Source organism: Corynebacterium yonathiae (assembly GCF_027570195.1).
GTDB lineage: Bacteria > Actinomycetota > Actinomycetes > Mycobacteriales > Mycobacteriaceae > Corynebacterium > Corynebacterium yonathiae.
The window spans coordinates 1-13,626 of sequence record NZ_JAKMUZ010000009.1; the positions used below are offsets into that span (position 1 = coordinate 1).

Consider the following 13,626-nt stretch of genomic DNA (forward strand, 5'->3'; position numbering starts at 1 on the left):
TAGCCCCACACACAAACAACTTGACACGCTCTTGGAGTCCAGCCCAAGATACGCATTACACTGAGTAGGACAACTATTCAATGCACGGAGGATTTGACCATGGCACGTTTTATTGACCGCGTTGTCCTGCACCTACAAGCAGGTGACGGTGGACACGGCTGTGTGTCTGTCCACCGCGAGAAGTTTAAGCCCTTAGGTGGCCCGGATGGCGGCAATGGTGGCCACGGTGGTGACATCATCCTCGAGGTTTCTGAGCAAATCCATACGCTTATGGATTTCCACTACCGCCCGCATATTAAGGCCCAACGCGGCGGAAACGGTGCTGGTGATATGCGCAATGGTGCCCGTGGCGAGAACCTGATTTTGGAGGTTCCGGCGGGCACGGTGGTGCGCACTGAGAAGGGTGAAACTTTGGCGGACCTTACCGTTCCCGGAACCCGGTTCGTGGCCGCAGAAGGCGGGTTTGGTGGTCTGGGTAATGCCGCATTGGCTTCAAAGAACCGCAAGGCACCGGGTTTCGCTCTACAGGGTGAGCCGGGCCAGGCACACGATCTGATCCTCGAGCTGAAATCCATGGCGGATGTAGGGCTGGTGGGCTTTCCATCCGCAGGTAAGTCCTCGCTCATCTCGGTGCTGTCGGCCGCAAAGCCCAAGATCGGTGATTACCCCTTTACTACACTGCAGCCGAATCTCGGCGTGGTAGATATGGGAGATAGCTCCTTTACTATCGCGGACGTACCGGGCCTTATCCCCGGCGCAGCCGATGGCAAGGGGCTCGGGCTAGATTTCTTGCGCCATATTGAGCGCACCGCGGTGCTTGCTCACGTGGTGGATACCGCCACCATTGAGCCCGGCCGTGATCCGGTCTCTGATATTGAGGCGATGGAAAATGAGCTGGCAAAATACCAGGAGGCTTTGCAGGAAGATACTGGTTTAGGAGATTTGCGTGAACGCCCTCGCGTCATCATTTTGAATAAGGCAGATATACCTGAGGCTGAAGAGCTCGCAGAGTTCGTTAAGGATGACCTCAAGGAGAAATTCGGCTGGCCCGTCTTCATTATCTCCGCGGCGGCCCGCAAAGGCCTAGATCCGCTGAAGTATAAGCTGATGGAGATGGTGACCGAGCACCGCAAGGCCCAGCCATTGCCAAAGAAGGATAAGAACCACACCGTTATTCATCCCAAGGCGCAGGGCCATAAGAAGCATACCGGCTCCTTTGCTGATTTCACCGTGAAGGCCGATCCTGAGGTCGAGGGTGGCTTTATTGTTGAGGGCAAGAAGATTGATCGCTGGATTACCCAGACTGACTTTGAAAATGATGAGGCAGTAGGATTCTTGGCTGACCGCTTGGCCAAGGCCGGCGTGGAAGATGAGCTGCGCGAACAGGGGGCTGTGGAAGGCTGCCCGGTGACTATCGGTGGTATTACCTTTGAGTGGGAGCCGATGACCGGCGGTGATCCGACGATGGCTAGCCGCGGTGAAGACGCCCGCCTTAAGGGAACCGCCCGTGCTTCCGCAGCGGAGCGCAAGCGCGCCTCGCAGGCGCGCCGCGGTCTTATTGATGAATACGATTATGGCGATGATGAACAGGTCACTCGCGAGGGCGCTAACCGCGATAGGTGGCAGGGCTAGTTTCCAGATCCCCCTATTCTTGGGGTGTGCTGGAGGGTGGGCTTTGTAAACTCGGTTGGTATGTCTTCTGATGAACAGAAAGAGTCCATCCTTCCACTTCCGGTAGAGCCTTTTGCCGGACCTACCGCTGATACCCCTTTTCCGGAACCTCGCGTTGAAAACCCCACTGCTTCGGGGTTTGAGTCGGATCTTCGTCACGACATCGCGCACGCCAAGCGCGTCGTAGTAAAGATTGGTTCCTCTTCTCTCACGGATGAGAACTTCCGCGTTTCCCAGGAAAAGATTGATCACATCGTTGATGCCGTCCATGCGCGCATGGGGCGCTCCGATGTCATTATCGTCTCTTCCGGTGCGGTTGCCGCCGGTATGGGGCCGCTGGGCCTGCACCAGCGGCCGACCGATTTGGCTACCAAGCAGGCTTCGGCGTCCGTCGGCCAGGTGCACTTGGCCTATGTGTGGGGCCAGTCCTTTGCGCGTTATAAGCGCACCATCGGCCAAGTCCTCTTGACTGCCTCCGATACCGGACACCGCGATCGTGCCCGCAACGCGCAGCGCACCATCGATCGTCTCCGCCAGCTGCGTACCATTCCTATCGTCAACGAGAATGACGCCGTGGCTACCTCGGAGATGCACTTTGGCGATAACGATCGCCTCTCCGCGCTGGTGGCCAACCTGGTGGGTGCTGATGCGCTCTTCCTCTTCTCCGATGTGGATGGCCTGTATGACAAGAACCCGGCCGAGCCGGACGCTAAGTTCATCGATGAAGTGCGCACCGGCAAGGACTTGAAGGGCGTTGTAGCTGGCGATGGCGGCAAGGTGGGCACCGGTGGTATGGCCACCAAGGTCTCTGCAGCCCGCCTTGCAACCCGCGGCGGCATTCCGGTGCTGTTGACCTCCACGGATAATATTGGCCCCGCGCTTGCCGACGCCTCCGTAGGAACCGTCTTCCACACCCGCGAGGAACGCCAGCTTTCCGCCTGGAAGTTCTGGGCACTTTACTGCGCAGATACCGGCGGAGCCGTCCGCCTCGATGAAGGCGCTAAACAAGCCGTGACCGAGGGCGGTAATTCACTGCTGGCCGTGGGCATTACCGATGTGCAAGGCGAGTTCACCAAGGGCGAAATCATCGATATCCTCGGTCCGAATGGCGAGGTCATCGGCCGTGGCGAAGTCCGTTTCGACTCCGAGGAACTGCACGGTATTAAGGGAAAGAAGATGGAAGAACTTCCTGAGGAGCAGCGCCGCTCAGTTGTTCACGCCGATTACCTCTCCAACTTCGCCTCCCGTATTTAAACCCAAGTCCCTGATTCCCCGTATGGTTGGGGCATGAAATATTTCATGGGTCCGGACACCTGGCAGCCGATGGTAGAAGATATCGAGGCTGCCGGGCACGAACGCGTAAATAGCATTGAAGATGCCGAGGTCTATATCAACAATGCGCCCAACCCGCGCCGCATCCCCGAGATGCCGGAGAACATCGGTTGGGTGCAGCATTGTTTTACCGGTGTAAACCAGCTCATTGATGCCGGCGTCATCACCCCAGACGGCGTACCGTGGTGCAATTCCGCCGGCGCTTTTGCCCAGCCGGTGGCCGAATCTGCACTTGGCCTGGCACTTTCACAGGCGCACCACCACAAAGCCTTCGCCCAGGCCGCTTCGTGGTCGGTAGCGCAGGAGCTGGATAAAACCCAGGCGTGGCTTTATAACCAGCAAGGACCGAAGAAGGTAGCGATCTTTGGCGCTGGGGGCATCGGCAAGCAGCTTATTAAGCTTCTTAAACCGTTTGGAGTGCACATTACCGCGGTTAATCGCTCCGGCCGCGCCGTGGAAGGCGCGGGTGAAGTCGTGCCCATGGATCGGGCAGAACACGTGTGGGGCGAGGCGGATTTCATTTTCTGCATCCTGCCGGCGACCAAAGACACCGAGGGGCTTATCGATGCCGCCACGTTCCGCGCGATGAAGCCTTCCGCCATCTTTATCAACGTCGGCCGCGGCAGCACCGTAGTAACTGATGATCTAGTGGCGGCCCTGCGCGATGGCGAGATCGCCGGTGCCGGCTTGGAAGTTATGGATCCCGAACCACTGCCTGATGGCCACCCGCTATATGGCCTGCCTAATTGCACCATGACGCCGCACATGGCTGCTTCCGCGCACGTGGCGCAATATCACCTCGGTGCTATCTTCAACGCCAACGCTGCGGCGTGGGAGAGGGGAGAGGCCATGCCCACCCGTGTCGATGTGGAGGCTGGATACTAATGAAATACGCAATGCTGCCCACCCCGTGGGAGGAAACCTTGCACGCCCTGGATGCGGCGGGCCATGAGCGTGTTGCGCTGGACGACGCCGAAGTCCTCATCTTCAATGGCGGTCCGGATGACTTCCCGCAGCCCCTGCCACCGAGCGTGGGCCTCGTGCAGGTCCCCTTTGCCGGGGTGGACCACCTGCTCGACGTCATGCGTGATACCACCGCCCGCTGGTCCAATGCAGCAGGGCTCTATGATGCCACCGTGGCCGAATCCACTATCGGGCTCCTGCTCGCCCAGCTACACGCGCATAAACGCGTGGGAACCAGCTGGTCTAACCGTGCCGACGTCGAGGCTCATACCAGCTTTCTCTTTGAGGATAAGACGGTAGCGGTGGTGGGCGCTGGGGGCATCGGAAAGCGGCTTATTCGCATGTTGGCAGGTTTTGGTCCGCGCATCATTGCGGTCAATCGCTCCGGCAGCCCAGTGGAGGGTGCCGATGAAACCTTCGCTACCGCGGATATCGAGCGCGTGTGGCCGGCTGCCGATTATTTCGTGGCGCTTGCGCCGCTAACAGAGCAAACACACCAGCTTTTTGATGCTGCTGCCTTCCGCGCCATGCCTGACCACGCAGTGGTAATCAACGTCGGTCGCGGTCCGCTTGTGGACACCGAGGCTTTAGTCGAGGCCTTGCGCGAAGGGCAGATAGCCGGCGCTGGCCTAGATGTAACCGACCCTGAACCTTTGCCCGATGGACACCCGTTGTGGGAAATGCCCAACGTGGTCATTACCCCGCATCTGGCCAATCCGCCTTATTCGGTACGTCGCCGGATAGGGGTGCATACGGTAGGGGTTATAGAGCGTTTTGCTGCCGGTGAGGCTCTTCCCACGGAAGTAAATATCGAGGCAGGTTATTGATGGACACCCCGGATATTCCCGTTGGCGATGCCGAACGCAAAAGGGCCCTAGATGAGCTTGCCCAGCATTTTTCCAATGGGGATTTAAGCGATGTCGAATTCGACCGGCGTGGCAGCGCCATTGCAAGGGCTGCCACTCGCGCCGATATCGACTATCATCTTGCGGATCTGCCGGCGCTTGCACACACTGGCGCGCACGCCGACGAGCAACAGCCCCAGGATAGCGGCCTCGAGGACTCAGGTGAGCTCAACCCCAGCCCTGAAGAACTTGCAGACCTGCGCCGGCGTCACAAGAAAGTGCAGAGGGTCGACGCATTTTCCTGGAGCCTGCTTGTCGCGGTGTGCGTGCTCCACTTCTTTGTCGCTGACGTACCTTATTTTTGGGTGGTTTTTATCGTCTCTTTTGCGCTTTCAGCGGGCGCGCGCCAGGTATTTGATTTGAGCTTCTTCGAAGAAGAGCACCTCATGCTGCTCAAAGGAGAAGAAAAAGAAGAGCGCTGTGCTGCGGCCGAGCGACGCGGCGCAGGAAGGCCGAAGGAAGAAACGGCTGACACGCCCGTGGCCTTTCGTTAAGCTGGTATGACATGAGCAACACTGAACGTGAAGAAGTTCTGTCCAAAGCCCGTTCTGCCAAGGATGTCGCGCCTACAGTGGCGCAGCTGTCCACGCCGCGCAAGAATGAGATCTTGCAGCGCGCAGCCGAAAATCTTATTGCCCACACCGAAGATATTCTTGCCGCCAATAAGCAGGATATCGACGCCGGCCGCGAACGCGGCATGTCCGAGTCCCTTATTGACCGCCTGTCTCTCGACGCCGCACGCGTGGAAGGGATTGCCGGCGGCCTGCGCCAGGTAGCCGGCCTGCAGGACCCAGTAGGGGAGATCCTGCAGGGTCGCACCATGGATAACGGAATCCAGATGAAGCAGGTGCGCGTGCCGCTCGGCGTCATGGGCATGGTTTATGAGGCTCGCCCAAATGTAACCGTGGATGCTTTTGGCCTTGCCATTAAGTCCGGCAACGTGCCGCTGCTGCGCGGTTCCAAATCCGCGCGCAACTCCAACGCCAAGCTGGTAGAAATCTTGCAGAATACCCTTGCCGAGTTTGATTTACCGCGCGAGGCTGTGCAGCTTCTGCCGTGCGAGACGCACGATTCCGTCCAAGACCTCATCACCGCCCGTGGGCTGGTGGACCTGGTTATTCCGCGCGGTGGTGCAAAGCTTATTGAAGCCGTCGTTACCGGCGCCACCGTTCCCGCCATTGAAACTGGCACCGGCAATTGCCACTTCTACGTGGATGCTTCAGCCGACTTGGACAAGGCCATCGACATGGTCATCAACGGCAAGACCCGCCGCACTTCCGTGTGTAACTCCACAGAGTGCGTGCTTATTGACGCCGCATTGGAAGATTCCGCCAAGCTCCGCATCATCGCTGCGCTGCAGGAAGCGGGCGTGACCATTCACGGCGACGTCGCTGAGCTCGAGGCCTTCGGCGTCGAGGATGCCGTGCAGGCTACCGAAGAGGATTGGCGCGAGGAGTCGCTGTCCATGGATATCTGCGCCAAGGTGGTTGACGGCGTCGATGGCGCTATTGCGCACATCACCGAGTTCACCACTGGCCATACCGAGGCCATCGCCGCGCAAGACGCCGATGTCCTAGTGAAATTCGGCAACGAGGTGGATGCCGCAGCGGTGATGCTCAACGCCTCTACCGCCTTCACCGATGGCGAGGTCTACGGCATGGGTGCCGAAATTGGCATTTCCACCCAGAAGCTGCATGCCCGCGGCCCAATGGCGCTGCCGGAGCTCACCTCTTCTAAGTGGATCCTGCAGGGTACCGGTCAGACCCGTCCATAATTCTCCCCGCCATGATTCGATCTGCTTTCTTCCGTGCCGCCGTCGCCCTAAGCGCCTCGGCGGCGCTTGCCGTTTCTATAGCCCCCGCCGCCGCCACCGCGAATGCTGCCCCCGTCGTGCCCCAGGCAGCGGCACAATCCGCCCCATCACCGCAGCCTGCTGGGTGTCCCGAGTTCGTCGTTTTGGCTGCTCGTGGCTCCGACCAGAATGAGGAATACGGCGAGTATTTCGGACCGCAGCAGTATTCGCCGCATGCCGCGCCGTCGAATGGCTATGAAGGGGCAAACCTCTCCGCGCTTTTTCATCTAGTGGAAAAACGCCATCCCGGCACGATGGATAGAGTCCATGTCCTCGCCCTTGACCCCCAGGCATACCCGGCATCAATGAACCTGCCGCCGCTGGCGCAGGAAGGTGAGCAGTTGAATCCGCTCCAGCTTATTCGCCGCCTCGGTGGGGTAGTGATGGAGTATCCGTTGCACGAGCTGGCGTATTCGGTCACCGTTGGTTTTGTACATAGTTTGCGCACCGGCATGGCCAACGCTCCGCGCGTGGTGGAAAAGTATGAGCGCGAAACAGGCTGCCAGCCGCGCTATATTACGGCTGGCTACTCCCAAGGCGCCATTGTCGCTACCAGCGCGGAGCGCTACCTTGCGCAACGAGGCAAGCTCGCGGGGGCAGTTTACCTGGGCAATCCCCTCAGCCGTCCCCACGGTATGGCGGGCTGGCTACCGCAGCATTTGCTCTTACAACCTGCGGCATTGCCGGACTCGCGCCGCCTTAACTATTGCTTGGACGGAGACTTCGTTTGCGACCTGAACCTCGCCTCCGCCCACGACGCGTTGGCTACCAAGGCGGCTCGCCATGCTTCTTATTTTGTAGAGCCCTCGCTTGGCGACGCCGCTTTTGCCGACTCCCTCGCCACTTTGCTTACTCCCTCCTCGGCCGGGGACTATAATCACCACCCATGACTAGCCCACAGCGCATCGGCATCATGGGTGGCACCTTTGACCCCATTCACAATGGTCACTTAGTAGCCGCCAGTGAAGCCGCACATCGCTTTGCCCTCGATACCGTAGTATTCGTACCCACCGGGCAGCCGTGGCAAAAATCCCATCGCGAGGTTACCGCCGCCGAGCACCGCTACTTGATGACGATGGTGGCTACCGCATCTAATCCGCGCTTTACCGTCTCGCGTGTGGATATTGACCGCGAGGGGCCTACATATACCATCGATACACTGCGGGACCTGCGCGAACTTTTTCCAAAAGCGGAGTTTTACTTCATCACCGGGGCCGACTCGCTGGCCTCCATTATGAGCTGGCATAACTGGGAAGAGATGCTGGAGATGGCGCACTTCGTGGGCGTGACCCGCCCCGGCTATGAATTAAGCGCCGATATGCTGCCCGCCGATGCGCAGGAGGATATCGATCTTATTGATATCCCCGCCATGGCCATTTCCTCCACCGCGTGCCGCGAACGCGCCGCCCAAGGGCAGCCCGTGTGGTATCTCGTACCGGACGGGGTAGTGCAGTACATCACCAAGAATAATCTCTACGGTCCCAACCCAGATAAGCCTCTGTAGAAACTTCTGCGGCCTTTCCCAGATTTTGGGCACGGGCCTGCTAAACGTGCAAGAATAGAACTTTAATAGAGATAGTTCATATCGAAGAGATAGTTCATATCGAATGTACTCAGACGCGAAAAGGGAAGTTTTATACATTGTCTACTTCTGATCTTGCCCGTCGCATGGCAGAAACCGCGGCACACGCCGCGCAAGAAAAGTTGGCCACCAATATCGCGGCCATTGATGTCTCCGATGTCCTCGCAATTACCGAGGTCTTCGTGTTGGCTTCTGCGGATAACGAGCGCCAGGTGGGCTCCATCGTGGATGAAGTCGAAGATGAAATGACCAAGCAGGGCTTCGAACCGCAGCGCCGCGAAGGCAACCGCGAAAACCGCTGGGTACTCCTGGACTACGGCAATATCGTTGTCCACGTCCAGCGCAATGACCAGCGCGAGTTCTACGGCTTGGACCGCCTGTACCACGATTGCCCGGCACTGGAGATCGAGGGCATCGAAGCCCCGGAGCGGCCGGGTGAATGGACCAATGGCGTCAACCCACGTGAGGTTGATTCCATCGATGAGCTCCCACTGGCCGATAAGGTCCCGGGTGAGGACGAGGAGCTTTAAACCCGCATGAGCCGCCGCCTGATCCTGATCCGTCACGGACAAACTACCTATAACGCCACCGGCCGCATGCAGGGCCACTTGGACACCGAGCTGTCTGAGCTGGGCTATGAGCAGGCCCGCGCTGCCGCGCGCCTGCTCCAGGATCAGGGCGTGTCCAAAATCGTTGCCTCCGATCTCATTCGTGCGAAGGAAACCGCGCGCGTCGTTGCCGAAGCCCTCGGCGTGGACTTCAGCACGGATGCCCGCCTGCGCGAAACTCACTTGGGCCAGTGGCAGGGCAGAACCTCTGCCGAGGTAGACGCCGAGTTTCCAGGCGCGCGTGCTATTTGGCGCCACGACCCCACTTGGGCGCCGCCGGAGGGTGAATCCCGCGTGGATGTGGCCGAGCGTGCTCGCCCCGTTATTGATGAGCTCATGGCTGACTTCGGCGGCTGGGACCAGGGCCCCGTTCTCATCGTGGCCCATGGGGGTGCCATTTCAGCGCTTACTTGCCACCTGCTTGGCCTCGACCATGCGCAGTACGGGATCCTATCGGGGCTGAAGAATACCCACTGGTCGCAGCTGACCGCTCGCCCAGACTTTAACCCGGAAACGCCGCTGTCCTCGCTAGACTTCACCCCAGATAATGTGGGCCGCGCCCAGTGGTATTTCGACGGCTGGAATATGGGCGGCGAAGTCACCGGGGATGGCGGGGCGGATATCTAGTGGCGGTCCGCGTCATTACAGATTCCTCCGCGGGCCTGCCGCCGGAGCTAGCAGAGCAGCTATCCATCACCGTCATTGACCTCCACTTCATGGAACGCCACGGCAAGGATGGCCTAGAGCAATCTACCTCGGGGTTAAGCGCGCTGGAGCTGGCCGCCGCCTATGGCCGCGAAATGGAGCGCGCCCAGGATGATGGTGTGGTGGCCATACATTTATCTAAAGAGCTATCTTCTACTTATTCCGCAGCGGTGTCTGCTTCGGGCGTTTTCCCGCAGACTGTGCGGGTAATTGACTCCGGTTCGGCCGGTATGGCTATGGGTGCGGCCGCGATGTCCGCGGCTAAATTGGCCTCCCGCGGCGCCAGCTTGGAGGAGTGCTATGTCGCAGCTATCGACACCCTCAAGCGCGCGGCCACCTGGGTGTATCTGCATTCTACGGAGGACCTGCGCCGCTCTGGGCGCCTTTCCCCGGCCACGGCCATGCTTTCTACGGCGCTTTTGGCCACCAAGCCGATTATGTCCATTACTCGAGGCAAACTGGAGCTAGTGGGCAAGACCCGCACCCAGACCAAGGCCTTTACCAAGCTGGTGGACCTCATCGCCTCCCGCGCGGACGGGGAACCGGCCTTCGTCGCCATCCAGCACAATCACGCCGAAGGCGCGGCCGCCAAGCTGGAGGCGCTCCTTGAAGCGGCCCTGCCGCAGGGCTCGTCCTTTATCTGCACCGCGCTTAACGACGTCCTCTCCGTCCACGTCGGCTCCTCCGCCATCGGCGTATCTGCGGTGTTTAGCTCGGAGCCTCCCGCCGAGCCAGCGCATCCTCACACGCGTGGTCGACCACGCGCCTTCCCACCGCGCCGTTCTGTGGATAACTAGACCCAGTGCGCCGGGTTCGTTGACGTCCACAACAAGTTATCCACAGCCCGCCGCCGCTGTATCTACCGCCTAATGGCCTACGCATTTATTCTCAGCGCCATGGCGGCACCAAAGATCAGCGAACGACTCCGCGAATTTACCCAACCCACCGGCGAGGAAGAGCTCCTCGCCGTCGATTATCCTCGCCCGCGACTGCGCATCAGCCCGTGGCAAGCCTGCGCCGTGGCGGTCATCCTCGTCGTCGGTGTGGTGGTCTGGCTCGGCATCAGTGCACGTTCCGATAAATCCTCCGGCATGCCCGAGCCTGCGGCACTGAGCGGTGCGCCCGGCGCCGCCCCTAGCGAGGAACCTAGCGAAATCATCGTCTCGGTCATCGGCGAAGTAGCTGAGCCCGGCTTGAAGACCCTCGAGCCCGGCGCGCGCGTCGCCGATGCTCTCGACGCCGCCCAACCGCTCCCCGGCGCAGAGACCATGGCGCTCAACCATGCCCAGCGGCTTTCCGACGGCCAGCAGCTCCACGTCCTTCCCTCCGGCGCCGCCCCGCCTCCTGCACCCAGCGAACCCGGCCCAGCCGCCGCCAGCACCAGCGGGAGCGGCACCAGCGGCGTGAGCTTGAATAACGCCACCGCCGAGGAACTCACCGAGCTTAAAGGCGTTGGCGAGGTCACCGCGCAAGCCATAGTGGCCTACCGCGACGAGCACGGCGGCTTTAAGGATGTCGAGGAGCTCCTCGAGGTCTCCGGAATTGGACCAGCGAAGCTGGCGCAGCTCAAAGACCAGGTACAGCTCTAACCAGAGTTCGAGCGTGCGATGCGAGAATTACGCCTCGTCCCCGGCGCGGCCACCGCCTGGCTGGCTGTCATTGCCGTGCTGCTCGGCAGCCGTGGCTGGGCAATCTTCCTCATTGGGGCGGCCGTCGTGTTGTGCCTGTGTATGCGGCAATGGGGTCAAGCGCTTTTCTGCGGAACGGTCGCCACGGCTGCGGCGCTGGTTGCCGCAGCGCGCCAAGCCCGCGCCGCCGCCTTCGACCTCGGCACCGAAGTCACCGGCCGCCTGACCACCACGCCGACGCAGACCAGCACGGGTGGCTGGCTGCTAAAGCTCAAGGTGCCAGGGTATCCGACCCAGCTGCCGGTCTTTAGCTCGGAACCGGTCCCAGCCGTCGCGGGCGCTGAGCTCACGGCTAGGGTGGAGGTGGGGGAGTCGGATAGGGCGGGCGTCGGAAAGCTTAGTGCCAACGCCACGGATGTGCGGGTAACCGGTGAGCCTGCGGGCCTAGCCGGTTGGGCGGCCGAGGTGGCCGAGAATTTTCGCGCGCTAGTCCTCGATACCGTCGGGCCCTCCAGCCAGGGGCTCATACCCGGCATGGTACTCGGCGATACCGCGCTGCAAAGCGCCGCCGAGCGCGACCTGTATATCGCGACGGGGCTTTCGCACTTAAGCGCAGTATCCGGCGCTAATGTGGCCATCGTCTGCTCCGCGGCGGCCGTTGTCTGCGCCGCATTCGCGCTCGGGCCGCGCGCCCGCGTGGCCGCCTCTCTGTGCGCGCTGGCCACCTACGTTTTGCTCGTGGGGTTGGAACCCTCCGTCCAGCGCGCGGCCGTTGCCGGGGTAGTCGGCCTGCTCGCCGTTCTTAATTCCACGCGCATGGAGCCCATCCATGCTTTAAGCCTCGGCATTATCGCGCTACTCTTTGTGGATTCTGATCTCGCTGTGCATTTTGGCTTCGCCCTTTCCTGCGCGGCGACGCTCGGCATCGTGGCGCTTAGCCCGCTCATCTACAAGCACTTAGCCACAACCGGCTGGCCCGCCATCTTCCTGCGCGCGGTTGCTGTGGCCATTGCCGCCGATATCGTTACCCTCCCGCTAGTCGCACTCATGTCCGGTGAGGTCTCCGTGGTCTCCGTGCTGGCCAATATCCTGGTTGAGCCGGCCACCGTGTCGATTACCATCGTGGGGCTAATCGCCGCCATCTTCGCCCAGCTCGGTCCGCTCGACGTACTAGGTGCCGGCCTGCTCCGCCTCGTTGAGCCTTTCTCCTGGTGGATTAATACCATCGCCCACGGCGTGGCCCACCTGCCGGTGGTCACCATACCCGCCAGCCCACTTTTTACGCTGCTTGCCTACGCCTGGATCATCGCCGGCCTCCTCTATCACCGCCCTTGGCTTACCTTGGCGCTGACGCTGGCGGGCATCGCCTGGCTCGGCGTGGCCGCAGGCTAGAATGGCGGGCATGCCTCCAGTACACCTCATCCTCGGCGATGATGAATTCCTCACCGAACGCGCCCGCCTGCAGATCCAGCGCGCCGCGGCCGAGGAGAGTGGACCCACCGGTGCTCGCCCCGAGCTGACCAAGCTCAAGGCTTCTGAGGTCTCCGAGGGAGAAATCCTCGAGGCAACGAGCCCGTCACTATTCGGCGATAACCGCGTCATCGTCATCAGCGATTGCGAGCGAGCCGGCAAGGAAGTAATAGATATTCTGCTGCGCGCCTGCGCCAATCCCGCGCCGGGCATGACCATGGTCATCATCTACTCCGTGACGGCCAAGACGCTGAAGAAAAAGAAGAAGCAACCCGAGCTTGTGGCCAAGCTGCGCAAGATTGCCGAGGTCCACGAGGTCTTCTCGCTCTATCCCAATGAGCTGGGACAGTGGGCCACCCGCGAGTTTTCCAGCCATGGCGTGCGACCCACCCCGGACGTTATCCACGCCGTGCTCGAGGGTGTGGGCTCTGACCTGCGCGAGCTGGCCTCTGCTATCTCCCAGTTAGTTTCCGATACCGGCGGCAACGTCACTCGCGAGGCCGTGCAGAACTACTACGTCGGTGTGGCAGAGGTAGCCAATTGGGACATTGCCGACGCCGCTGTTGCCGGCCGCGTCGAAGCCGCCGTGTCCACCTGCCGACGCGCCCTTCAACTTGGTGCCAGCCCCGTAGCGATTGCCGCCGCGCTGGCCAATAAGGTCGGCGCCGTCGCTCGCCTGTACTCCGCGCGCGGGGACCAGTACTCGTTGGCTAGCCAAACCGGCTTGGCGCCCTACGTAGTAAAGATGACCCAGCCGGTGGCTCGCCGCTGGTCCGCCGATAATGTCACCAAGGCCGTCATCCTGGTCTCGGAGCTCGATGCCGCCGTCAAAGGCCAGGGCGGTGAGCCCGAATTCGCCATAGAGGCGGCCGTCAAACGAGTCGCGGAACTGGCGCGATAAGCTAGAAGC

General features: G+C 60.9%; 14 protein-coding genes. All 14 read left to right on the top strand.

Annotated features, from left to right (window positions below; translation table 11 throughout):
- Positions 1 to 99 precede the first annotated feature (99 nt).
- Positions 100 to 1,632 carry a GTPase ObgE gene (gene obgE, locus L8V22_RS05630; RefSeq protein ID WP_238801411.1) on the top strand — a complete coding sequence of 511 codons (1,533 nt, stop codon included), beginning with the start codon at positions 100 to 102 and terminating at the stop codon, positions 1,630 to 1,632.
- Between the two features lie 60 nt (positions 1,633 to 1,692).
- Positions 1,693 to 2,925, top strand: a complete 1,233-nt coding sequence (proB, locus tag L8V22_RS05635) for a glutamate 5-kinase (RefSeq protein ID WP_238801412.1) — start codon at positions 1,693 to 1,695, stop codon at positions 2,923 to 2,925.
- Positions 2,926 to 2,958: 33 nt separating this feature from the next.
- Positions 2,959 to 3,888 (top strand): D-isomer specific 2-hydroxyacid dehydrogenase family protein, encoded by a 930-nt coding sequence (locus L8V22_RS05640; protein WP_238801413.1) that lies wholly within the window; start codon positions 2,959 to 2,961, stop codon positions 3,886 to 3,888.
- Positions 3,888 to 4,793: a D-isomer specific 2-hydroxyacid dehydrogenase family protein gene (locus tag L8V22_RS05645; RefSeq protein ID WP_238801414.1), complete on the top strand. Its 906-nt coding sequence runs from the start codon at positions 3,888 to 3,890 to the stop codon at positions 4,791 to 4,793. Before L8V22_RS05640 ends, L8V22_RS05645 begins: the two co-directional genes overlap by 1 nt.
- A complete protein-coding gene (locus L8V22_RS05650) occupies positions 4,793 to 5,365 on the top strand; it encodes a DUF1707 SHOCT-like domain-containing protein (protein WP_238801415.1) in 573 nt (190 codons plus the stop codon). The genes L8V22_RS05645 and L8V22_RS05650 overlap by 1 nt, the downstream gene beginning before the upstream one ends.
- Positions 5,366 to 5,376: 11 nt before the next feature.
- Positions 5,377 to 6,645 carry a glutamate-5-semialdehyde dehydrogenase gene (locus tag L8V22_RS05655; protein ID WP_238801416.1) on the top strand — a complete coding sequence of 423 codons (1,269 nt, stop codon included), beginning with the start codon at positions 5,377 to 5,379 and terminating at the stop codon, positions 6,643 to 6,645.
- A gap of 11 nt (positions 6,646 to 6,656) precedes the next feature.
- Positions 6,657 to 7,613, top strand: a complete 957-nt coding sequence (locus L8V22_RS05660; protein WP_238801417.1) for a cutinase family protein — start codon at positions 6,657 to 6,659, stop codon at positions 7,611 to 7,613.
- A complete protein-coding gene (nadD, locus tag L8V22_RS05665; protein ID WP_238801418.1) occupies positions 7,610 to 8,227 on the top strand; it encodes a nicotinate-nucleotide adenylyltransferase in 618 nt (205 codons plus the stop codon). Before L8V22_RS05660 ends, nadD begins: the two co-directional genes overlap by 4 nt.
- Before the next feature lie 164 nt (positions 8,228 to 8,391).
- Positions 8,392 to 8,835: a ribosome silencing factor gene (rsfS, locus tag L8V22_RS05670; protein WP_179387589.1), complete on the top strand. Its 444-nt coding sequence runs from the start codon at positions 8,392 to 8,394 to the stop codon at positions 8,833 to 8,835.
- A 6-nt stretch (positions 8,836 to 8,841) separates the two neighbouring features.
- Positions 8,842 to 9,540, top strand: a complete 699-nt coding sequence (locus L8V22_RS05675) for a histidine phosphatase family protein (RefSeq protein ID WP_238801419.1) — start codon at positions 8,842 to 8,844, stop codon at positions 9,538 to 9,540.
- Positions 9,540 to 10,415, top strand: a complete 876-nt coding sequence (locus L8V22_RS05680) for a DegV family protein (RefSeq protein WP_238801420.1) — start codon at positions 9,540 to 9,542, stop codon at positions 10,413 to 10,415. The genes L8V22_RS05675 and L8V22_RS05680 overlap by 1 nt, the downstream gene beginning before the upstream one ends.
- Positions 10,416 to 10,514: 99 nt before the next feature.
- Complete coding sequence (locus tag L8V22_RS05685) at positions 10,515 to 11,207, top strand: ComEA family DNA-binding protein (protein WP_238801421.1); 693 nt, start codon at positions 10,515 to 10,517, stop codon at positions 11,205 to 11,207.
- An 18-nt stretch (positions 11,208 to 11,225) separates the two neighbouring features.
- The gene (locus L8V22_RS05690) at positions 11,226 to 12,638 is read left to right on the top strand and encodes a ComEC/Rec2 family competence protein (RefSeq protein ID WP_238801422.1); all 1,413 of its coding nucleotides are present in this window, start codon (positions 11,226 to 11,228) and stop codon (positions 12,636 to 12,638) included.
- A gap of 1 nt (position 12,639) precedes the next feature.
- The gene (gene holA, locus L8V22_RS05695; RefSeq protein ID WP_238801423.1) at positions 12,640 to 13,617 is read left to right on the top strand and encodes a DNA polymerase III subunit delta; all 978 of its coding nucleotides are present in this window, start codon (positions 12,640 to 12,642) and stop codon (positions 13,615 to 13,617) included.
- Positions 13,618 to 13,626 lie beyond the last annotated feature (9 nt).